The 21,764-nt window shown below is 36.0% G+C and carries 20 protein-coding genes; 5 read left to right on the top strand and 15 right to left on the bottom strand.

Annotated features, from left to right (window positions below; all coding sequences use genetic code 11):
* Positions 1-29: 29 nt before the first annotated feature.
* Positions 30-797 (bottom strand): TetR/AcrR family transcriptional regulator, encoded by a 768-nt coding sequence (locus tag LEP1GSC059_RS11375; protein WP_002177223.1) that lies wholly within the window; start codon positions 795-797, stop codon positions 30-32.
* Positions 798-1,280: 483 nt separating this feature from the next.
* Between LEP1GSC059_RS11375 and LEP1GSC059_RS11380 the strand changes: the two genes are divergently transcribed.
* From LEP1GSC059_RS11380 to LEP1GSC059_RS11390, 3 genes are all read left to right on the top strand, one after another.
* A complete protein-coding gene (locus LEP1GSC059_RS11380; RefSeq protein WP_020980840.1) occupies positions 1,281-3,269 on the top strand; it encodes an LTA synthase family protein in 1,989 nt (662 codons plus the stop codon).
* Between the two features lie 328 nt (positions 3,270-3,597).
* Positions 3,598-4,092 (top strand): helix-turn-helix domain-containing protein, encoded by a 495-nt coding sequence (locus tag LEP1GSC059_RS23040; RefSeq protein ID WP_020980745.1) that lies wholly within the window; start codon positions 3,598-3,600, stop codon positions 4,090-4,092.
* Positions 4,093-4,094: 2 nt separating this feature from the next.
* A complete protein-coding gene (locus LEP1GSC059_RS11390; protein WP_017214311.1) occupies positions 4,095-4,505 on the top strand; it encodes a transposase family protein in 411 nt (136 codons plus the stop codon).
* Positions 4,506-5,396: 891 nt separating this feature from the next.
* Here the strand turns inward: LEP1GSC059_RS11390 and LEP1GSC059_RS11400 are convergent.
* The gene (locus tag LEP1GSC059_RS11400) at positions 5,397-7,310 is read right to left on the bottom strand and encodes a phosphoethanolamine transferase family protein (protein WP_020980814.1); all 1,914 of its coding nucleotides are present in this window, start codon (positions 7,308-7,310) and stop codon (positions 5,397-5,399) included.
* Between the two features lie 495 nt (positions 7,311-7,805).
* Between LEP1GSC059_RS11400 and LEP1GSC059_RS11405 the strand changes: the two genes are divergently transcribed.
* Both LEP1GSC059_RS11405 and LEP1GSC059_RS11420 read left to right on the top strand, forming a co-directional pair.
* Entirely contained in the window at positions 7,806-8,306 is a 501-nt protein-coding gene (locus LEP1GSC059_RS11405) for a hypothetical protein (protein ID WP_002177196.1), read from the top strand.
* A gap of 1,357 nt (positions 8,307-9,663) precedes the next feature.
* Positions 9,664-10,110 (top strand): transcriptional regulator, encoded by a 447-nt coding sequence (locus LEP1GSC059_RS11420; protein ID WP_001284494.1) that lies wholly within the window; start codon positions 9,664-9,666, stop codon positions 10,108-10,110.
* Positions 10,111-10,352: 242 nt separating this feature from the next.
* Here LEP1GSC059_RS11420 and plsX read toward each other — a convergent pair whose 3' ends face one another.
* From plsX to LEP1GSC059_RS11485, 13 genes are all read right to left on the bottom strand, one after another.
* Complete coding sequence (gene plsX, locus LEP1GSC059_RS11425) at positions 10,353-11,360, bottom strand: phosphate acyltransferase PlsX (RefSeq protein WP_020980753.1); 1,008 nt, start codon at positions 11,358-11,360, stop codon at positions 10,353-10,355.
* Positions 11,361-11,365: 5 nt separating this feature from the next.
* Positions 11,366-11,566, bottom strand: a complete 201-nt coding sequence (rpmF, locus tag LEP1GSC059_RS11430; RefSeq protein ID WP_002151486.1) for a 50S ribosomal protein L32 — start codon at positions 11,564-11,566, stop codon at positions 11,366-11,368.
* A 319-nt stretch (positions 11,567-11,885) separates the two neighbouring features.
* Positions 11,886-12,503 (bottom strand): ATP phosphoribosyltransferase, encoded by a 618-nt coding sequence (gene hisG, locus LEP1GSC059_RS11435; protein ID WP_017215785.1) that lies wholly within the window; start codon positions 12,501-12,503, stop codon positions 11,886-11,888.
* Positions 12,503-13,246 carry a YfgM family protein gene (locus tag LEP1GSC059_RS11440; protein ID WP_017215786.1) on the bottom strand — a complete coding sequence of 248 codons (744 nt, stop codon included), beginning with the start codon at positions 13,244-13,246 and terminating at the stop codon, positions 12,503-12,505. The genes hisG and LEP1GSC059_RS11440 overlap by 1 nt, the downstream gene beginning before the upstream one ends.
* A gap of 24 nt (positions 13,247-13,270) precedes the next feature.
* Complete coding sequence (locus LEP1GSC059_RS11445; protein WP_002177169.1) at positions 13,271-14,953, bottom strand: 30S ribosomal protein S1; 1,683 nt, start codon at positions 14,951-14,953, stop codon at positions 13,271-13,273.
* Positions 14,954-15,005: 52 nt separating this feature from the next.
* Entirely contained in the window at positions 15,006-15,695 is a 690-nt protein-coding gene (gene cmk, locus LEP1GSC059_RS11450) for a (d)CMP kinase (RefSeq protein ID WP_002177234.1), read from the bottom strand.
* Entirely contained in the window at positions 15,688-17,010 is a 1,323-nt protein-coding gene (gene aroA / locus LEP1GSC059_RS11455) for a 3-phosphoshikimate 1-carboxyvinyltransferase (RefSeq protein ID WP_020980735.1), read from the bottom strand. The genes cmk and aroA overlap by 8 nt, the downstream gene beginning before the upstream one ends.
* The gene (locus LEP1GSC059_RS11460; protein WP_017215787.1) at positions 16,991-17,908 is read right to left on the bottom strand and encodes a prephenate dehydrogenase; all 918 of its coding nucleotides are present in this window, start codon (positions 17,906-17,908) and stop codon (positions 16,991-16,993) included. Before LEP1GSC059_RS11460 ends, aroA begins: the two co-directional genes overlap by 20 nt.
* Complete coding sequence (pheA, locus tag LEP1GSC059_RS11465) at positions 17,905-18,996, bottom strand: prephenate dehydratase (protein ID WP_002177248.1); 1,092 nt, start codon at positions 18,994-18,996, stop codon at positions 17,905-17,907. Before pheA ends, LEP1GSC059_RS11460 begins: the two co-directional genes overlap by 4 nt.
* Positions 18,989-19,552, bottom strand: coding sequence for an SMC-Scp complex subunit ScpB (scpB, locus tag LEP1GSC059_RS11470; RefSeq protein ID WP_017215788.1), 564 nt, complete (start codon positions 19,550-19,552; stop codon positions 18,989-18,991). Before scpB ends, pheA begins: the two co-directional genes overlap by 8 nt.
* Positions 19,519-20,304: a segregation and condensation protein A gene (locus tag LEP1GSC059_RS11475; protein ID WP_020980758.1), complete on the bottom strand. Its 786-nt coding sequence runs from the start codon at positions 20,302-20,304 to the stop codon at positions 19,519-19,521. Before LEP1GSC059_RS11475 ends, scpB begins: the two co-directional genes overlap by 34 nt.
* A gap of 17 nt (positions 20,305-20,321) precedes the next feature.
* Positions 20,322-20,684, bottom strand: coding sequence for a response regulator (locus LEP1GSC059_RS11480; protein WP_002154845.1), 363 nt, complete (start codon positions 20,682-20,684; stop codon positions 20,322-20,324).
* 1 nt (position 20,685) lies between these two features.
* Positions 20,686-21,759: a protein-glutamate methylesterase/protein-glutamine glutaminase gene (locus tag LEP1GSC059_RS11485; protein ID WP_002177149.1), complete on the bottom strand. Its 1,074-nt coding sequence runs from the start codon at positions 21,757-21,759 to the stop codon at positions 20,686-20,688.
* Positions 21,760-21,764 lie beyond the last annotated feature (5 nt).

A 21,764-nucleotide genomic window follows, 5' to 3' on the forward strand; every position in this document is an offset into this window, starting at 1 on the left:
AAAACTCCCGATCAAAATCGATTGCGATTTTAAGATCTCTTCTTTTTCTTTTTTACCTTAGTCGTAGTTTTAGTTTTACGAACGGTTTGTTTTTTCTTAGGTTGAGATTTTAAAACCGGAGCGGCCTCTTGAATTTTAGGAGCCAGTCCATTTGCAATAAACTCAATTGTTCTTTTTAATTCTACTTCTTGATCCCAGCCGTCTTCTTCTGGTTTAGGTGGATAAAAAATTTCCGTAAGTAAAACAAATCCAGCGAGATTCACCGCAACCAAACGAAACGCGCTACTGATCGGAATTTCTTTGGAAATCATTCCTGCGTCTTGAAATTTTTTAAGATGTTCTTGAACCAAAGGGGCCAGCCTCTGTCTAAAGACTCGTTCTAAAAGACTTCGAACTTCTAAAGTGACAAAAGCTTCTTGAAGAATAATTCGCATTAGATTTTTATTACTTCGAACAAACCCAATTCTTTCTTCAAAAATAGCCGTTAAAAATTGTTCAAGAGAAGTAAACTTTTGTGAAAAGACCATTGTTTGTAGTCTTTTGAGAGTAAGCGGGGCAAAAAACTTTTCTAAAATAGGGGAAACCAATCTTAAAAGAAGTTCTTTTTTACTTTTAAAGTGTTTAAAGATCAGTCCTTCCGCAACGCCTGCTTTTTTAGAAATTTCTATCGTGGTCGCTGCAGAAAAACCTTTTTGGGCGAAAATTTCAATCGCCGCAAAAAAGATTTTCTTTTGTCCTTCGGGCCAGTTTGAATCCAACTCGATACTTTCATGTATTTCTTGATTTGGTGAGTTCATAGTGAGTGATCACTCACTTATAATTTTACACCAGGAAATTTGTCAAGATTCAAATTTTTTAATTTTTTAGATAACGTGAATCTACCGCAAATGATACTTGCGTCATTGAATTTTTAAAAGACAAACCACTTTTGATCAACTCAAGCTCACTTCTTACAATCCCAACAAAGTTCCAGACAAACGAATCAAAAATCTTTAAAAACATTTACCACATTCTAATTGAATATAACCAACTCACTTAAATCACACAATTCATAATACAATACTACAATTACTGAAACTGAATTGCAAAACTTAAGTTTTACTTTTACTTTGAAATTTTCAATCTTACTAAATTTTTAAATTAAAAATCAAAACGATAACTTTATAAAACTAAACCTTATTTTTAATTATTTTTGACTTGAGCCTTCGGCTTCATTTCAGCCTAGTATAGTTTTGAGAGTTCAAATTTTTAATTCCTATCCTATTTAAAAAAGAGTCAGAATGTTTCAACGTTTGCCATCCCACTTTAAACTTATCTTAGGTTATGTTCTCTACTTTGCTTTTATACTTCTAGTTTATAAGATCTCGTTTCTTGTGGTCTACTCTTATAGACTTCAAGGAGTTCCTTTTCAAGAGTTTGCATATGCATTTCTATTAGGTTTTCGTTTTGATCTAGTAGTAATCGGAATGATACTCGGATTATTTGCATTCCTTTCCGTCTTGCCCTACTTCAATCGATTTAAGTTATATCGTTTTTTTTGGGGATACACTCCTCTACTTTTAGGAATTTGGATGATAGCACATCTGATTGCAGACATCATCTATTTTGAAAACGCAAACAAACATATAGGTTACGAAGGATTTGTATTTCTCGGAAAGGACCTGGGCGTAATTCTTAAATCTGCATTAGAACAAAACACGATTACATTTTTAATAGGGGTTGTATTTCTACTCGTCTTTCTTCCGTTATCTACTTGGTTATTTCTCAAATACAATCCGTATCGCTATCAAAAAGAATCCTGGAAATCTACAACCATCCAAATTGTACTCGTATTGATTATAACGATCATTGCAATCCGAGGAGGAATCCAAGAATCACCTATAAGAGCAACTAACGCAATTGTTTCCGGAAATAACTTTGTAAACAACATTGCATTGAACGGAGTATTTACTTCGATCATGGATTTAAAAAGCCAGTCAATTCCTAAATTCCTCAAGTTGGAAACACAAGAAGCGATCGCAATTGTACGAAAAGAAACCGCCTATGCGAGCGCGGAATTTATCAGCGATAAATATCCGATTTTACGAGTTCAAAAAGAAACCAATCCAGGAACACCGCCTAACGTAGTATTAATTATGTTGGAAAACTGGACTGGAAAATTTATCAACCCCATTTCGAACGGACTCGTGGAAGGAAAAGAGATCACTCCGTATTTCAACCAACTTTTAAAAAAAGGAAGATTTTATAATCGTTTCATCGCTTCGGGAGGAAGAACAACTAACGGAATGATGTCTATACTTACCGGAATTCCAGATCGACCCGGATTGACCGTTGTAAGAACACATCAGGTTTTAGGAAATTTTTCCGGAATCGGAAACATATTCAAAAGAATGGGTTATGATACGTATTTTGTGACGGGAGGTGATCTGAGTTTTGATAATAAAAGCACGTTAATGCCTCATTGGGGTTTTGATACAGTACTCGGAGAAAAGGAAATTACAAAATTAGGAAGATTTAAATTAGGGGCTTGGGGGTACGACGACGCAGATGTATTACAATTATTGCATGAGCGGATTTCAACTTCCAAAAAACCAATCTTAGGTTTAGCTCTGACGCTAACTACTCATTATCCTTATAGAACCCCTTCGGAAAAATTTAGAATTTTTGATCCTTCTACAAGAGACTATGATTTCTTAAACGTCTACAACTATGCGGATTGGGCCGTTCATAACTTTATCACTCAGGCAGAAAAATCTGGATATTTCAAAAATACAATTTTCGTTTTTGTGGCGGATCATACTCACCATAGATATTTAGATTACTACGAAGATAGAAATGTACCTTTTTTAATCTATGCTCCCGGAAAAATAGAACCAGCATTAGACGAAACCATAGCTTCTCAATTAGACATTATCCCGACAATTTTAGGACTTGTAGGAAAAAAAGCCTATTTTTCTGCGATGGGCAGAAACCTGTTAGCCCCGGAAAGAACTCAAACCGCTTATTTCGCATACGGAAACTTATTTGGGTGGATCGAAAAAGAACTTTTTTATCTCAGATTTTTTGATGGAAAGGAAGATCTTTCTTACAATATCAATCCTCCTAGAGAAAAAAATAATTTCTGCGATAAGGCCCCCGCAGTTTGTGAAGAAATGAGTAAAAAAGCAAAAGCTTACTTGAATCTAAGCTACGAATTATTAAATCGAAATATAGTTTTTCCTTCGGATACAGAACTACAAAAAATAATATCTCCTAACACAATTCCATGAGTAAAACCTAAACCAATCGATTTATAAAAGACATTGATTTATAAGGTTCCCCACAATTTAAAATCTATTTTCTTGAATATTAGCATATTAAACTGATAGGGAACTCTTACTTTTACTCAGAACTACATAATAAAAAACCAAATCCAATCAATCCTGTAAATTCAGCGTAAAAAACCGGGGAAATCAGTATCCCAACCGCGCTTTCAGTCACAGTTAATAAATTGCATGAAAAAAACGTAATGTTTCGTCTTTAGTTATAATTCATTAGAGTTGTTGAAAAATTGGTAAAATTCTTGTACCGATACCTGAAGATACAACTCTATGTGTAATGATATCGAAAGAAAAAGTTTTAAAGAATCTTAGAATGTCGCAAGCCTTGCTTGGTGTCTCCCATCAAGAATTCAAAACACTCTGCGTACCCTTTGGCCTTGCGTATTTATCTTTGAAAGAAGAAATAAAACATAATTTTACCAAAGGTAGAAAATCAATCTTACAGGATATAGAAGAGAATTTATTTTTTATTCTTTTTTATCTAAAAACTTATCCGACCTACGACGTCTTGGGAGCGGTATTTAAAATGGATAGGACTACTGCTTGTAAGTTGGTAAAGCTTTTGGCGGAAGTTTTATTTCTTTCACTTGGTTCAATGAATACTCTTCCCGCAAATGAAATTTCCGATCTCAAAAAAAAGTTGAAGAAGTTAAAAAAACTGAAGTATGTAATCATAGATGGAACAGAAAGGCCCATCAGAAGGCCAACAGGTAAGGATTTACAAAAAGAATTCTACTCTGGAAAAAGAAAAGACATACGATTAAAAACTTAATTTTGACAAATAAAGATAAAGCAATCTTATTCTTATCGAACACGATATCTGGTAAAACGCACGATCTTAAAGTTGCGGAGAATACGATGATTACTTCTGCGATTCCTAAAGATGTGGTATGTATCCTTGACTCCGGTTTTGAAGGAATTGAAAAGACATCAAAAAAAGTGAATATTATCAAACCGAAAAAGAAACCTAAGAAAAGAGAACTTACCGCTACACAAAAAGCAAAGAATACAAGAATTAGTAAAAAAAGGATTTTCGTAGAAAATGCTTTTGCCGGTATTAAAAGATTTAGAATTACATCGGATGTCATTAGATGTTTTAGAAAAGACTTTAAACATCTCGTTTTTGTTTTAGCCGCAGGGCTTTGGAACCTTCATTTATTTTTTAATAAACGTTTTAATTACTAATTTTTCAACAACTCTATTATAGAACACGAGTTACTTCGAACGACCTGCAGAGCGACCCAGGAAACTCAGCAAATGCCTCTCTAAGGATCGGCATCCAGGAAGCGATGCATTGAGTTCAGGAAAGTGGGACGCTGAGTTTTCCCACGCTTCAATCGCTTTCGAAGCAGATTATACCGAACTTACTTAAAACAGCACTTTGTGATAAACGTTTAAATATTTAATTTTATAGAATTCAGAAATACAGCCTAAAACCATAAAGCCCACTCAGTGCATCAAGTTTTTAGAATATACCACTTCCAAAACAATTCCCGAAAGAAAATAAAAACGGCAGGATCAAAGTAATATGCTGCAACCGTAAAAGCAACATTGGATTCAATACAACATACAATAAATAAAATATTCTGTTTTACTACATTACTTCATGTCACTTTGAATTATTAAAGTAAAGATCCTAATTTCAGATAAGTTTTATAAAAAATAAAAACAGAATATATAAAAATCATTAACTACAAAAAGCCTATTCCCCTAAAGCCACTGCACAAAACAGAAGGCCGTCACTTGGATCCATACAGACAAAATTCAAATCATTTGCGCGAAAATAAATTCATATATATGTTCAAAACGAATATCAACAAACGTCCCTACATAATCATTTGATACATCAAATTTTCAAAATACAATGTTTATTGAATGTTTTAAAATAATACAAATATTATATTTTACGAGAACATAAATAAAGTTGTTAAATAATTCCATAGTTCAGATTAACAAAATTACTTCAGTCGACCGTTTCTATAAAACGGGAACCGATGGAGATTCATTTTTCAACAACTCTAATTTACAATTTCAACTTCCACTGGTTCGGCCAACCTCTGGATGTATTTTTAATCTTTAGAGTTTAATTCCGGAAGCAGAATATAAGTCGTAACAAAGACTACATTCATCTAACTGTTTACGAATTTCTCTCTTTTTTTCTAAATTCAGAACAGGCCAGAGATTCTCTTTCTCATAAGGATCTGTTTGAATATTATAGGCCTCTTCATCGGGAGGAAACGAATTGAGACGAAGCATATAATGTAAGTTCCCTTTGATATAACTCATCCCAACTCGATAAAGAGAAGTTTCGTTATTATTTGCGATAAAAATACGACGGTCCTCGGTCAAATCGGAAAAAAGAGAACGTCCTTCTAATTTAGAAAGATAACCTTTTACATCTGATTGATTGGAAACACCTAACAATTCCACAACGGTCGGGATTAAATCCGCATTAGAAACATTCTTATTTAGATTCTTTTTTAAACGATCTCCGAAATGATTTTTTAAAGAGTTAGGCACGAAAAAAAACATAGGAATCGCCAAAGTTTCTATATGATTACTTTCTATATGGCCAATATAATCGTGTTCAAAAAGGGCTTCTCCGTGATCGGAAGTAAAAATTACAAGAGTATTTTCCATTAAGTTTTCTTGATTCAAAAAATTGAATACTTCTTTCAGAAGAAAATCTAGATAACGAACAGAATTATCATAGGGAGCTTGTGTATCCTTACCAATCGGAAAATGAACGAACTCTTCTGGGACGATATACGGAAAGTGGTTTGTATTTAAATGTAAAACTCCTGCAAATCTGGAATCTTTATTTTTAAGAGACCTGACGTGATTTTGAAATTCGGCAATCGTTTTACGATCATCGATTCCAATATCATTGAAAACTCTAAGTCCACTGATTTCTTTATTCCATAAAAAATCGATCCCCGCGTTTCTAAAAAAACCGGAAAAATTATTCCAACGAAAACTATGACTCGAAATATAAAAAGTAGAAAGACTAGCAGCCTTACCATATTCCCAAAACAAAGGAAAACTATGAGTCATAGAAATAGGTTGAATCGGAGAAACGCCGGACAACAAACTTGGAACGGAAATTAAAGTAGAACTCGAATTTGAAAAAGCTTTTTGAAAAACCACAACAGAACCTTTCGAAACGTTTTGAGTCCAATGACTTAGAAAAGGAGTAGTATCTTTATGATAACCGTAAAGAGCCATATTCTTTCTACGAAGACTTTCACTTAAAATGATCAAAACGTTTTTTCGAAAGGGAACCGCCCCTCTTTTTAAATTAGGCCTATTTCTAGATTGCAGTCCTGCAGAACCGAGTCGATCTCCGGTAATTAAGTTGTATAAATTTCGATTGATAAATGAAATCGAATTCACATCCGAAACATAAATCTGATCGTTAAAACGGGTATTGTTATGAAAAAAAGCAGAGAGAACAAGAACCCCAACAACTAAACTACAATAAATACTTTTTGCAAATCGAACCGGTTTAAAATTTTGTGAAGCAATTCTTAAACTCACTAACAACAAAATCCAAAGAAAAAAGAAAACGATCCAAACCCAAACCGTAAGCCCAGCACTGAGGAGCGTCCAGCTATTAAAAGGTTCTTGAAAGATATATGAAAAAACAAAAAAATTCGGCATGATTCCGGTATATATAAAATAACCGTAAGAACCAATCATACAAACCGAATAACACAAAGAAGATAATATTAAAAGAATCCAATATACCTTTTTTTTCGAAACAGAATCCAGTAGAGAAAGAGAAAAAAGGAGCAAAAAATAGATCAAAATCGAATAAAAGAAAGAAAGAAGATAATAATATACCTGCAAGGTTTCCATGTGACTCAAAATCTTCCAACGCAGCCCTAAATCTAAAAATAGAATCAAAGACGGCACAAAAAAAAGAGAGAAAAATCTAAATCTTGGATTGAAAACGAAAGAATTTAAGTTCTGTAAAAAGAAAAAAACCAAAAAAACACTCCACATCTTTGCTGGAAAATAAGAGAATTTTACCTCGTGAGGAGGATTAATTTTTCATTCAAATCATAAATCGAACGGAAAGAAACCTCCTCAGGTAAGCAATAACTTACATGTTTATTAAGAGGAATGTATTAGAAAATCAAGTTTTTTTCGAAAAGAATTTAGAAAAATCTATTTTGGATCTATAAAAATTTGAGTATTTTGAAAACGATTTAAAGAAATCTGATATTCTAAAACTGGGTTTGAAATTTCCAGCGCTCAGAATTTATTCTATTCAAAACTAATACAATAAAGTATTGGAATTCTGCCTCTAAAACTGGGGTTCAACTCAAAATTTATGATACCCTATTTCTATACGAATCAATAAACTGAAAAAATATCCATAAGCTACATTCTAATTTTAACTTTGAGCAGATCCGAAAAACTTATATCATCCGAATATAAGCAAGAATAATCAAGATTCACGCCGGTTATGGAGAAATAGATTTGGCAATTCAAGCCTTACTTACTGAAATGGGAATTGTAATGAATATTGAACTCACTCGGGACCAATACCAAGCTCTATTAAAATCTCTAGCGATCACACGATTTTTATATCATTCCATTCTGGATGAAGAGGAACCAGCCGCGGATAGATTGGATTCTTACGATACATTCGAAGATATGGAACAACAAATTTTATCTTATGCAAAAGCAGTAGAAGCTTCTCATTTGGTAGCATATGATAAGGAAGAAGAACTTCATTATCTTACCAGAGAATTTGAAGAAAAAACGGATATTTCTGATCTCATCACAGAATATCAGGATAGTATTTTTTGGGATGAACTCATTCAAAGACTAGCCGTAAGAGACTTTTTAAGAATCTACGACGAATCCGAAATCAAAGCAATGGCAATCGAAGAAAGAATCGAAAAAGAAGCCCCTTTCATTTCAAAGTATGAAGAAATTTTTACAGAATCTGGAATTGAAAACCTAGAAATTAAATGAAAAATTTATTTTCAAACCCAAATCATTTTTAAAAAATAATCTTTGATTGCCTTATAAGACTAAGTATTTTAAATTTTTATTGTAAAACCCTATTCTAAAACAAAATATTATGTATTTTGTCATATAATAGAGTTGTTGAAAAATTTCATAGTGACGATCAATAAAACTACTTCAATCGACCGTTTCCATGAAACAGAAACTAAAAGTGACGATTCCATTTTTCAACAACTCTAATTATGAGTAAAAACTTAACAAAATCGCCACTCTGAATTTTTTTACCGCCTAACATTTTTCCAATTAAAATCCAAATCGACGAGCGGGGCTGAGAAGATTTATTAACGTAAGTCGGGGTAATTTTCCAAAAATACGAGTTTCTACAATTTGTTCGTAAAATCGTGACTGTGGTAATTCCCACATTTATTTTACTTTTTCACTATAAAACGGATTTCTACTGTTTACCTGAATCATTAAAACAGAAGTAACGTTTTTTGAGGCACAGAAAGTTCTTACAAAATACTTAAGTAAAAGAATCAGAATTGAGTAACATTCAAAATCGATTTGAACACCAAACATTACAATAACGTCTGCACATAATAAACCAAATCAAAACCTATAATATTTGATATTTATAATCCTCTTTTATATGGAAACATCATATCTAAAATCGGCTATGAATTTCTCTTCTATAGTTTTCTATCAGATATTTTGAAAATAAAACTAAATCATAAAAATAGATCACGAAAAAAAGAACGGTTCCACTTGTTATATTTTTTCATCATCAATTGATCTAACTTTTTTATTTTTAAAATTTAGAAATAGTTTCTTTAGTGTCTTACACTCGAGCGCATGAAGATAAATACTATAAATTGTTTCTTCTAAAAAAATTAGAATGTGGGATTTCCTTCAAAAAACTATGAATTCCAGGTTAGGCGCAATTTTTGAGAACTTCTACATCTCCGCAAAATCGCCGTTAATTTTTGGTACTATTTTCATTCGTCCGAGTTGTATGTGTTTATTTTATTTCATTTTTAAAAAACCTAACATTTTGTCTAAAAAGACGTTTCTTTTGATATATTTTATTGGAGGAATTACGACTATCGTCTTGAATTCACACTAAATCTTATTTATAGAAAACAAAACAACGATTAGTTTTTGTATACGTATCATTTTATATGGTGATTGATTGCTATCAGATATTAAAATTCAAAGATATTAGGACTTACTGAAATTTTCCAAAAAATGCATATTTCTAACAACCAAATTCATTTTTAAGGTTGTAATAAAAAGGGCGTTCATTACATATTTTAGTAAATTTATAAAAAAGGATCTCTATTTAAAAATTGAGTCAACGTTGAGTATGGCAAATAAAATTATCACAATCCCTTTGGAAAATATAGATTTTTCTTCGCCGGGAAAGCGACTTCGCTACGCTATAAAAAATATATTAGCGATGAATGATGAAGATTTTGCAACTTCGATCGGCAAATCCCAAAATTACATCAGTTACATTTGTAATGATAAACGTCCCTTATTAGATAAACTCGCGGCTGATATTGAAACTACACACGGTATTTCGGGTCTATGGTTAATTAAAGGACAGGGAAGTCCCGAAGTAAATTCTTCCCTAAACGAAAATTCAGGCACCGTCAAAAAAATGAAAAAAAGGGATTACCTTTGGAATAAAATATCCAACGATAAAGCGGAAGACATTCTGATTTCTTTCTACGATGACATTCCAAATGAAACCCGTAGTTTAATTTATCAGATGATCGTTGCAGTTTCCAAAAATAGTCGCTATAGCTAAGATCTTTTTAAATTTAGAAGACAAATCCGAAAACATACCGTATACTTTTACCTGGAAAACCTTTTCTTATAATATTCCATAAATTATAACCTTGTATTAAAAATTTCTTAATCTTTAGATCTAAAAGGAAACTATAATTTTTTAAGCACCTCTTTTCTAACATCCCAAATTTTGTGTTTGTGCTGTGTTAAAGAAATCCATTTTACAAACAAAGAATTTAGTTTTTAATCCTTTTTGCAAAATTAAATATTATATTTTTTAAGATCAGCCGCAATTCGATCGTTGATCTGATGTTGTGCACATTCAACCGCAACCCGAATTGCACTCTGAACCGCAAGCGCATTAGACGAACCGTGTCCAATCAAACAAATTCCATCCACTCCTAATAAAAGTGCGCCGCCGTATTCGGCGTAATCCAGGCGTTTTTTAATAGCGCCTAACGTAGGTTTTAACAGTAAGGCTCCGGTTTGTGCAAGACTAGATTGTTTGATACCTTCTCGTAAAACGTTAAAGATAGATTTAGAAAGACCTTCGGTTGCCTTCAAAACGATATTTCCAATAAAACCGTCGCAAACTACTACGTCTACGTCCTTGCCGCTACCATATAAATCTCTTCCTTCCACATTGCCCACAAAGTTGATAGGAAGTTTTTTGATCATTTCAAAAGCTTTTAAGGAAACCGTATTTCCCTTTTTATCTTCTTCTCCATTGGAAAGAATACCGACCTTTGGATTCAAAATATTGAATATTAGCTTTGAATAAATTTCGCCCATCACTGCAAACTGAGCCAAATAATCGGGTTTACAATCCACGTTCGCACCCGCATCGACAAGCAACATGGGCGGACCGTTTTCCTGAGGAATTGGTGCCGCGATCGGAGGACGCAGAACTCCCGGAATTCTCCCTAAATACAAAAGAGCTGAGGCCATAGTGGCCCCCGTATTTCCGGGAGAAAACATTCCCACGCAGGTCTTATCTGCTACAATTTGTGTGGCTTGAACAACGGAAGAATCCTGAAGAGTGCGCACAGCGATAGAAGGAGAATCGTTCATGTCGATGATCTCCGAAGCGTGTTGGATTCTTACTTTATTTGTGTCGTATTCGAATTTAAGGAGTATTTCCCCGATTTCTTCTTCTTTGCCAACTAAAACTACATTGGCTCCGTCTTGATTTACGGCATTTACGGCACCTTCAATGATTTTTTCCGGCCCGTAATCGCCGCTCATTACATCGACGGCGACCCACATCATAGAAATTAATTTTCTTCTTTAGGCTTCTTAACTTTCGGTTCTAAAACGATTCCAGTTTTATAAAATCCGCAAGTAGGACAAATTCTATGTGAAAGTCTATACGAATTACAATTGGGACAAGGCACCAAATTCGGTTTCCCGATCGCATGATGAGCACGTTTTGTTCTAACTTTTGATTTCGATTTTCGTCTTTTGGGAACTGCCATTGCTTTCCTCTTGGGAAATTGAATTGTTAGACTATCCTTTTTGGAGGTCGGTAATCCTCAACAATTATTTCGATTCAATACGAATAAGAATCTCTTTTGGAAACAAAAATGGACAACTCCAAAAACACAAACACTTATAGATTACTGCAAAAACGATCAGAATACCTCTGGAACAGTATCCAAGAACACGATGGTAGCATTTTGAGTAGAAAAGCATTCGTTAAGGTCTTCACTTCATTCATAGAAGTTAAAGTATTTGTTAAATTTCTCCGGATTGCTTTGAACAACTCAAACAAACACTTCTTATCAATTCCGCGTTTTAGATTTTAGAAAGAGAATCCATAAATTCAACCGCTTCTTTTCGTTTTCCATAAAGAGAAGAACGATTGAAAACAAGACGAGCGGAAGATTCTAAAATTACATCCAGTTCTTGAAGTCCGTTTGCCTTAAGTGTTCCTCCAGTAGAAACTAAATCTACGATACAATCGGAAAGACCAACGAGAGGTGCGAGTTCTATACTTCCATAGAGTTTAAAAATTTCACAGGAAAGTCCTTTCAAAAAGAAAAACTCTCTGGCTAAGTTTGGATATTTAGTAGCCACTCGAATTTTACGATGATTTGCTTCTAAAGTAAATCCACTCGGAGCCGCAAGAGAAAGCCTACACTTTCCAATTTTTAAATCCAAAGGAGTCGCTAGATCATAACCTCCTTCTTTTAAAACGTCCCACCCACTGATCCCAGCATCCGCTGCACATTGTTCCACATAAGTAGCAACATCTTGAGAACGTACAAGTAAAATTCGAACTTTTCCCTTTGGGTCGTTGTAGATCAGTTCTTTAGAATTAGGATCAGGTTTAGAAGAAAGCCAACCTCTGGAGATCATCAGATCGATGCTCTCCTCGGCCAATCTTCCTTTAGGCAAAGCCAGAGTTAACATCAACCCTTTTGGTTGAGTTGTATGAGTAAAAACGTAGCGTATTGTTTTACGGTATTATAATCCGTAGCAGGAGTTTTAATTTCCTGATCCAAAACCTTTTTTAGAGATTCGGTCGCTTCCGCCTTTTTACCGTTCTTTACTTGAAGTCTGCCGGTTTGATACAAACTCCAAGCTAAAAATCCGTTGGCTTCTCTTGTATTTGCAAGAAGATTTGCGGAAACGCTAAAGTCTGTTTCGGCTAACGCCAAATTTCCTTCTCTTTCTCGGAGATTACCCGCAAGATAAAAATAGTACGCCTTTACTTCTGTAGGCTCTTCGATTTTTTTACCAGCCCATTCCAATTTATCTGCGGCTTTTTGAAATTCTCCGTTACGGGAATACAAATCGGAAAGAGTTTTTGCGAGCCTGAGTTCTAATTTTTTAGAAGAATACTGAGCAGAAATTTCTTCGTAGGCCTTGATCTTTTCTTTCAAATCAGTTGTTGGATTAGTACGGAATTTTTTTTCCAGAATCTCCAGAGCAATGGTTCCCTTTTCAAATTGAGAATCCTGATATTGAACATAAATGACTACCGCAAGAACAATTACTAAAATTGCCCCTACGCCAATCAATACTTCCTTGATTCGAAAAGAAATTGCTCTGAAAAATTTGGCGAAAGCCAATTCCATTTTGCTTCCTTGAAAATCTGCATATGGATCGACTTTTACTTCTTTGGCTGTCTGACCGATCTCGTACCGTTTCATATCAATCCTTCATTCTAAGATTTTTTATCTGAGAGAAGTGTTTAAGAAACTTCCTAAACTTTCTCGAGAAGGTGCATCCGAAGTTTTCAGATATTTAGACATTTCCTCTCTTTCCAAAGCCTTATCAAAATCCTTAATGGAAAGCGAAATCTTTTTGTTTTTCACATCCACCTTAATCACTGCGGTTTTTACGATTTCATCCGACTTATATAACTCTGCGAGATTGACTTCTTTTCCATTTGGTATTTCGGAAATATGTACTAACCCTTCAATCCCAGGAGCCACTTCCACAAAAATACCAAATTCCTTAATAGACTTTACTTTTCCTTCTACGATCGTGCCAACAGGATGTTCATTTCTAAACACATCATACGGATTTTCCATCAACTGTTTGAGGCCACAGGAAATTCTCTGAGCATCCAAGTTCACGTCTAAAATCATATATCTTACAGTATCACCTTTTTTAAGTTGAGAAGTAGGATTTGACACCTTTTCATCCCAGGTAATATCGCTGATGTGTATGAGACCTTCGATTCCATTTTCCACTTCCACAAAGGCGCCGTATTTAGTTATTCCGGTAATCACACCTTCTAAAACATTTCCTCTGCGGATTTCAGGACCAAGTTGGTCCCAAGGATTTGGCTGTAGTTGTTTGAGTCCTAAAGAAAGTCTTCTGTTTTTGAAATCTATATCTAAAACCAGAGCTTCCACTTCTTGACCTTTTTTTAATATATCTTTCGGTTGTGGTGGTTTTTTAGACCAAGCAAGTTCAGAAGTATGAATTAAACCTTCCAAACCTTCTTTCAATTCTACAAACGCCCCGAACTTAGTAAGAGAAGTAACGGTTCCTCGGATTACCATTTCTTTTTCTAAAGAACGTTCTGCCCAAACCCAAGGATCTTCGTAGAGTTGTTTTAAACCTAACGCGAGTTTGTTGTTTTCCTTATCGAGTTCAAGAACTACAAGTTCCACTTCTTGACCGACTTGAAAGTATTGTTTAAAAGGAGCGTATTTTTTATAAGAAATATCTCTCTGACGAAGAAGTCCTGTAACTCCGTCCACTTCGCAGAAAACTCCGAAAGAAGCGATCTTGCTGACTACGGATTTAACCTTGTCGCCTACTTTCAATTTTAAAAGAAGAGCGTCCCATTTTTCCTCGTTCACTTCGTCTAGAAGTTTTTTTCTAGAAACAACTCCGGAACGAGTTCGATCGTTAAGTTCTATAATCTTAAATTCGAGTTCTTTATTTTTGAAGGTTTCCCCTTCTTTAAATTTATAACTGAGTTGAGAAGCCGGAAGAAAAAGTTCAACACCTTCTACATTTACGATATAACCTTTACCTTTGATTTCGTTTACTAAACGACCGGTAACTTGATAACCGTTTTTAAAAGCTTCTTTTACAATTTCCCAGCCTTTTCTTTGATCAGCCTCTTTTTTGGAAAGAATACAACCAGAGTCCTGAGATTCTTTTCTTTTTACAATTGCAGAAACGTAATTCCCTCTTTCTGGGGCTTCATCGAAATCTCCCCTTGGAATACGACCTTCTTGTTTGAGCCCTTCTATCGCCACATAAACGTAGTCGTTATCTACGGAGACGATTTTTCCTTCAACGACTTGATCTTTCCGGAGTTCCGGTTCTTCGTGTATTGATTGTTCCCACTGTTTGAATACTTCTGCAAAAGTGGACTTCTCTTCCTTGTTTGTCATGGGGCGTAGGTTACTCGGCTAATGGTATTGGATCCGTCTGAAAAATTAGGGGTCATTGATCCAGAATTTCAAGGATCTTGCTGATTACACTATTTTTAGAGAGAATATCAGTGTCAATTAGGATTGCATCCTTTGCTTGATAAAGAGGAGCAATTTCTCGTTCCATATCCGATTTATCTCTTAAGACAATTTCTCTTTCAATCTCGTCCCGATCGGCGGAGATTCCCTGTTCTTGCAATTGTAAAAATCTACGTTCCGCTCTTACTTTCGAAGAAGCAGTCAGATAAAATTTAAATTTTGCATCTGGAAATACTTCGGTTCCAATATCCCTCCCGTCCATAATCAATTTATGAAGTTTTGCTAGGGAATGTAGTTCTTTATTTACGAAGTCTCTGTAAATTCTGCGGTTTGCTATATGTTTGATTTCTCTTGTAATTTCCGGAGTTCGTATCGCCAAAGAAACATCTTCTCCGCCCAGTAAAATTCGATTTTCATTTCCGGCTGAAAATTCGCATACAATTTGAATTTCTGACAAACTGCGTTCCGCTTCCGGAGTCTTTACCCAATCCTCAAAACGATTGTTAGGCGAAGTTTGATACAACCGAAAAAGATACAAGGTCAAGGCTCTGTAAAAAGCACCCGTATCTAGATAATTAAATCCTATTTTTTCGGCGATTTGTCTTGCTACCGTACTTTTGCCAGAACCTGCGGGGCCGTCCAAAGCGATTACGTTTTCATTCATACAAACAACTCTCGAGTAATTTTTCAAAACCGGGAAACGAAGTTTCGATCCAAGAGGTTTCGTCGATTTGAAGATCTAAACCGGAAAGTGTTTTGAGTATCAAAAAACTCATTGCAATTCTATGATCCATATAGGATCGAATCGGAACTTTTTTTCCATCGGAGAGTCGAGTCCATGTTTCCGAGGATTTTTTAGAAGTACCATCAAACGAATATCCGTCCGGATATTCTTCTACCTCAATACCAAGCTCACGAAAATTGGAAACCATTGTATAAATCCGATCGGATTCTTTTGCCCTAAGTTCTTCCGCGTGACGGATTTCAAAACCACCTTCCGCAAAAAGTCCAGCAACAGAAAGGATCGGTATCTCGTCTATAATAGAAGGAATTAAGGATTTTGGAATATTCGTTTTTTTTAAATGAGAAGGATACGTTTTTAAGTCTCCCACAGGCTCGCCACATTCGATACGTTCGTTTTGGATTTCTATTTTTGCTCCCATCGATTGGAGAGCGGTTAAAATCCCTGTCCTAGCCGGATTGAGCCCTATGTTTTTAATGAGTAAATTTCCCTCTTTTGCCAAAACTCCGAGAACTAAAAAAAAAGCTGCCGAGGAAATATCACCCGGCACTTTAAATTCTCCACCGTTCAAAACGTAGGGAGGTCGAATTTTAAAATGAAGAGGAGATATTTGTTCGATCTTGTTTCCTAAAAACCGAAACATGTTTTCGGTATGATTTCTGGATAATATATTTTCCGAATATTCCAAATCTGTTTCAGACGAAATCGCAGCCAACATCAAACAAGATTTGATTTGTGCGCTTGCAATCGGACTTTCGTACCGAAATCCTTTTAATTTTTTTCCTTCAATTTTTAAAGGAGCAGTTTCTTTTTCTCCAAGCCCTGTGATCAAAGCCCCCATCGAGCTTAAGGGTTTTATAATTCTTACCATTGGACGTTTTTTTAAGGAATCGTCTCCGGTTAAAGTAGCGTTTACACCGGGTAGTCCGCAGATAAGTCCCGCAGACAATCGAATTCCTGTACCTGCGTTTCCAAAATCCAACTCTACGTTAGGCGAAATAAGAGAATTTTTTCCAGGACTTTCAAATTCGTATTCTCCCGGTTTGACCTTTTGAACCTTTAATCCTAGTTTGGTGAACGCAGACATTGTGTTCAAAGGATCTTCTGCTTCTAAAAATCCGGTCACCTTAGATCTTCCCTTGGAAAGTGCCGCAAACAAAACGGAACGGTGAGAAAGTGATTTATCTCCCGGAACTTCTATTTCTCTAGATTTGAGTTTAGTTTTTTTTGGAATCATCCTGGTTCTTCAAAATAAAATCCCTAGATCTACGAGAAATTTCCATAAATCTTTCCCATTCTTTCGGATCTAGAGTATTTTTTGGATTCAATTTTTCTAATATAATATCAAGCCTATCTCTAAAATCGGATAACGAACGAAAAATTTCCTCTTGATTAGAACCAAAAATAGCGGCCCACATCTTTGGATTGGAACCTGCAATTCGAGTCATATCTCGAAATCCTCCTCCGTTTAAAGGAATTGGAGAAAAATCTGTATAACGTTTTACCGTTTTTTGATTAGCTGCCCAATCCGCCATAATCGAGGAAAGTATATGAGGAGAATGTGATAGATACGATAAAATAGAATCGTGTTCCTCCGCTGGAATTTCTATCGTTTCGGTTCCAACAAATTTCCAGAAGTTTTTTAAACGATCTAAAATTTCCGGTTTTGCATTTTTGGGAGAAGTCAAAATACACAGTCGTCCTTCGTATAACGACGAATTTGCGAATTCAAGCCCTGATTCCTCGGAACCACACATTGGATGAGAAGAAATATAATTGTGTTCAGACGGGAAACGAGTCTCCACCGCACGAATAATTTCTTTTTTAGTAGAACCTAAATCGGTGATGACCCCAGAAAAATCGGCGGGTAATTCTGAAATCAATTTTACAGTAAGATCGACCGGAACTCCAAATATGATAAAATCGTAATTCTTCCAACCTATAGTAGAACTAAATTCTTCCGAGGTTAAAATTTGATCCGCAGATTTTAAGGATTGCCCCTTTGTTTTGCTTTTAGCAGATCCCACCACTCCAGTAATATTCGCGGAAATCCCCTTTTTTTTAAGCGCCAAAGAAAGTGAGGCTCCCATCAAGCCTAATCCATAAATTAAAATATTAGAAAATTCTAATTTCACAGGCTTTGTGGGGACATCGGATAAGAACCGAGTATTCTCAGAAAAATAGTATTTTCTTTCAGACCGGCGAGAACGTTTTGGATCGATGGATCTTTTTGATGACCGTAAAAGTCTATAAAAAAGTTATATTCCCAGGAATTTCTTCTTGTAGGTCTAGATTCTATTTTACTCAGATTGAGCTGATGATCAAAAAAAGGTTTTAATACACGATAAAGTGCTCCCGGTTTATCGGGGCAGGAAAAAACGATCGAAGTTTTATCGTTTCCTGTAGGAGGACATTGGTTTTTTCCTATGATCAAAAAGCGGGTAGTATTGTCTGGAAGGTCTTCAATGGATTCACGAATCAAACTCAGTCCGTAAATTTCCGCAGCAATAGAAGAAGCAACCGCGGCACAAGAGTCTTTTTTTTCCGCTACGATCTGAGCCGCTTTGGCAGTGGAAGAAGTTTCTGCAATTTCTACGTGAGGAAGATTGGCGGCGATCCAATTTTTACACTGAGAGTTGGCGATTTTGATTCCGTATAACGTTTTGATTTTGGAAAGATCGTGTTCGAATCCAAGCAGACTAATGTTAATTCTTAAATAGTGCTCCGAGTAGATAAGAAGATCCGAAACTAAAAATTGATCCAGAGTAGAATTGACCAAACCTTCGCTGGAATTTTCCACAGGCACAACTCCGTAATCGATCTTATCAGTTTCTACGGCGCGAAAAACATCCGGAATCGAATTGAATTCCAAAGCATTGATCGAAGCTCCAAAACGAGAACGAACGGCTTGGTTAGAAAAAGAACCCGCAGGTCCTAAATAACCAACTTCTAATCCTTTTTCTACGGAAATAGAGCCGGACATGATTTCGCGATAAATTGCAAGTAACACTTTATCTGGAAGTAAACCGGAACTAAAAGACTTTATCTTTTCGTAAACTTCCTTTTCTCGATCTGGTCGGAAGACCGGCTCGTTTCTTTCTCTTTTGATTTCACCAATCTTAGAAGCAAACTCTGCACGAGCCTGGATAGACTTTACGATTTCTCGATCCAAAGAATCGATCTGGTCTCTAAAAATTTTTAACTGTTGATCTAAATCACTCATCTTCGAGTAGATCGTCCAAATTTTCGAATTTCAATTCTTTTACTTCCACGGGAGCGGGAAGATCCGATAGTTTATTCAATCCAAAATGAATCAAGAACTCTTTCGTAGTTCCATACAAAGCGGGTCGTCCGGGAACTTCTTTATTTCCGACCGGTTTGACCAACTTTTTAGAAATGAGAGACGTAACCATAGCACGAGAAGAAACTCCTCGAATCTCGTCTATTTCTGGAAGTGTGATCGGTTGTTTGTAAGCGATGATAGCCAGTGTGTCTAAACTAGACTTAGAAAGTTGTTCCCTTCTTTTTTCTTTAAAAATATTTCCGAGTAGTTCCGCAAAACCTTCGTTAGTTACAAACTGATAGGCTCCAGCAATTTCTTTTAGTAGAAATCCACCGTTCTTTTCGGAATAATCCAAAACGAGTTCGTCTAAAATTTCACGGGCCTCTGTTTTTTCAATTTCCGCAGATTTGGCGATACTCGCCAATTTTAGGGGTTCACCGGAAACAAATAGTAAGGCCTCGATCAATCCTTTGATTGTTGTTCTTTCCCGTTCCAATGTCCCTCTACCAGAAATAAACGGATCTCTCCAAACAATTTGTGTTGTTTGGCACGTAAAATCCTCTGCTTACTTAGTTCCAGCAATGCCAGAAAAGTGGCAACGATTTCTGCTTTTTCCGGTCGTTCCCGCTCAAATAATTCCGGGAAAGAGACTTCTTTTTTTTCCCGAAGAGTAGAAAGTATTTTTTCCATTTTTTCTTCTACGGTAAAACGATGAGGTGCAGTGAGTAAGGTAGGAATTTCCGCTTCAACCGATTGAGATTCTAAAATTTCGTGAAATGCAGAAATCAAATCTAAAAGAGAAACGTCCAGCCAATTGTCTTCTTCATCCAAAGTGACATTAGATTCCCTTCTAAAAACTCCAATCTGAGTCTGATCTATTTCCGAAAGTTTTTTAGCCGTAAGTTGAAACTTTTTATGTTCTAAAAGTTTTTCTACAAGTTCAGGAGGAAGAGGAGGTTCGTAATCTTCTTCTTCAAATCCTGGATCAGGCAATAAAGCTTTGGATTTTAGATAGATTAGATTGGCGGCCATTAAGGCGTATTCTGCGCTGAGTTCCAAAGAAAGAGTTTCTGAAATTCTGAGAAAACTTAAAAAATCCCGGGTGATGCGAGAGAGAGAAACATCAAAGATGTCAACCTTGTAACTTTCAATCAAACTCCAAAGGACAGATAATGGGCCTTCTGACAAACCGCCTTCCGAATTATTCCATTGAACTACAAAGGACTTACCGGATTCTTCATTCTCCATTCAAAAGAAATCTACCTTTACGAACTGAGCGCCTTGTCCGCAGCTTGTTGTAACCTTTCCGGAGAAAACGGTTTTACTACGAAATCCTTAACGCCCATTTTGATCGCTTTCGCTAGTAGATCTTCCTGACCGAGCGCCGTTACCATGATGATTCTAGCCTTCGAGTCCATCTTAAAAATTTCCTGAGCAGCTTCGATCCCATCTTTTTCTCTCATGGTAATATCCATAGTGACCAGATCCGGTTTTAGAGTTTTATATTGTTCTACAGCAATATTTCCGTTTTCTGCTTCTCCCACGATTTCGTGACCTGTTTGGGTCAGTGCATCTTTTACCATGGTTCTCATAAATTTTGCGTCATCCACAACGAGAATTCTGGCCATATTAAATTCCTCTCTCTTTCAAAATGATTTGGATCCTATTGATGATTTCTGTAACAGGCTCAATATATTCGACGCCTCCCATCTCTACGGCTTGACGATTCATCCCATAAATAACAGAGGTTTGTTCGTCTTGTGCAATCGTAGAGCCGCCTACTTCTCTGACTCTTACGATGGCCGCAGATCCGTCTTTACCCATCCCAGTCATAATCACGCCTATAATTCCGCTTTTATATTCTTCAATCGCGCTGTTTAGAAGAACTTCGATGGAAGGTCTGTGTCCATTTACAGGGGCTTCCCTGTTCAGGGCAATCCATTTCCTCCCTCCTTTAGATTGAATGGAAAGATGTGCGTCACCTGGAGCCACATAACCGGTGTTCGGTTCTATCGGTTCACCGTCCTCTGCTTCTTTTACTTTGATCTTTGCGTGATCGTTCAATCGAGTCGCAAACGCTTTTGTAAAACCTGCGGGCATATGTTGAACAACTAAAATCGGCAAAGAAATGTCCGCTGGAATTCTAGAAAACACTTCTTGAAGCGCTCTAGGTCCTCCGGTGGAAGTACCGATACAAATCGCATGGATCGGAGATTTTTTTAAATTTGTTCCGGCTGGAACCTTTGAATAAGCAGGAACCCTTTTTAAAAGATCTTGGGAAGGAATCTGTACTTTACTTTCGAAGTAGGCTAAAATTTTAGATTTTAAAATGTTACCAATTTCTTCCGGATCAAATTGAAAAACACTGGAAGGTTTAGGTACAAAATCGATAGCTCCGTATTCCAAAGCTTTGAAAGTTGCTTCGGCCCCGTTCTGGGTCAAAACGGAAAGCATAATAACAGGAATTCCTAACTTCTTTTTTTGAAGTTCATGAAGTGCGGTAAGACCATCCATAACGGGCATTTCCACATCGAGTATAATCACGTCAGGATTCATTTTCTGAGCAAGATCGATACAATCCATTCCGGTTTTACCGGTCGCGACAACGTGAATTTTGGAATCTTTTTGGATCTGGTCAGAAATGATATTTCTGACTAATAAAGAATCATCGATAATAACCGCTCGAACCGGATTCGGAACCATCGGAA

Source organism: Leptospira noguchii serovar Panama str. CZ214, assembly GCF_000306255.2.
GTDB lineage: Bacteria > Spirochaetota > Leptospiria > Leptospirales > Leptospiraceae > Leptospira > Leptospira noguchii.

Bases quoted from the DNA above. Each gene is read 5' to 3' on its own strand.
- LEP1GSC059_RS11375 (WP_002177223.1), bottom strand. From the start codon at position 797: ATGAACTCACCAAATCAAGAAATACATGAAAGTATCGAGTTGGATTCA.
- LEP1GSC059_RS11380 (WP_020980840.1), top strand. From the start codon at position 1,281: ATGTTTCAACGTTTGCCATCCCACTTTAAACTTATCTTAGGTTATGTT.
- LEP1GSC059_RS23040 (WP_020980745.1), top strand. From the start codon at position 3,598: ATGATATCGAAAGAAAAAGTTTTAAAGAATCTTAGAATGTCGCAAGCC.
- LEP1GSC059_RS11420 (WP_001284494.1), top strand. From the start codon at position 9,664: ATGGCAAATAAAATTATCACAATCCCTTTGGAAAATATAGATTTTTCT.
- plsX (WP_020980753.1), bottom strand. From the start codon at position 11,360: ATGATGTGGGTCGCCGTCGATGTAATGAGCGGCGATTACGGGCCGGAA.
- rpmF (WP_002151486.1), bottom strand. From the start codon at position 11,566: ATGGCAGTTCCCAAAAGACGAAAATCGAAATCAAAAGTTAGAACAAAA.
- hisG (WP_017215785.1), bottom strand. From the start codon at position 12,503: ATGTTAACTCTGGCTTTGCCTAAAGGAAGATTGGCCGAGGAGAGCATC.
- LEP1GSC059_RS11440 (WP_017215786.1), bottom strand. From the start codon at position 13,246: ATGAAACGGTACGAGATCGGTCAGACAGCCAAAGAAGTAAAAGTCGAT.
- LEP1GSC059_RS11445 (WP_002177169.1), bottom strand. From the start codon at position 14,953: ATGACAAACAAGGAAGAGAAGTCCACTTTTGCAGAAGTATTCAAACAG.
- cmk (WP_002177234.1), bottom strand. From the start codon at position 15,695: ATGAATGAAAACGTAATCGCTTTGGACGGCCCCGCAGGTTCTGGCAAA.
- aroA (WP_020980735.1), bottom strand. From the start codon at position 17,010: ATGATTCCAAAAAAAACTAAACTCAAATCTAGAGAAATAGAAGTTCCG.
- pheA (WP_002177248.1), bottom strand. From the start codon at position 18,996: ATGAGTGATTTAGATCAACAGTTAAAAATTTTTAGAGACCAGATCGAT.
- LEP1GSC059_RS11475 (WP_020980758.1), bottom strand. From the start codon at position 20,304: ATGGAGAATGAAGAATCCGGTAAGTCCTTTGTAGTTCAATGGAATAAT.
- LEP1GSC059_RS11480 (WP_002154845.1), bottom strand. From the start codon at position 20,684: ATGGCCAGAATTCTCGTTGTGGATGACGCAAAATTTATGAGAACCATG.
- LEP1GSC059_RS11485 (WP_002177149.1), bottom strand. From the start codon at position 21,759: ATGGTTCCGAATCCGGTTCGAGCGGTTATTATCGATGATTCTTTATTA.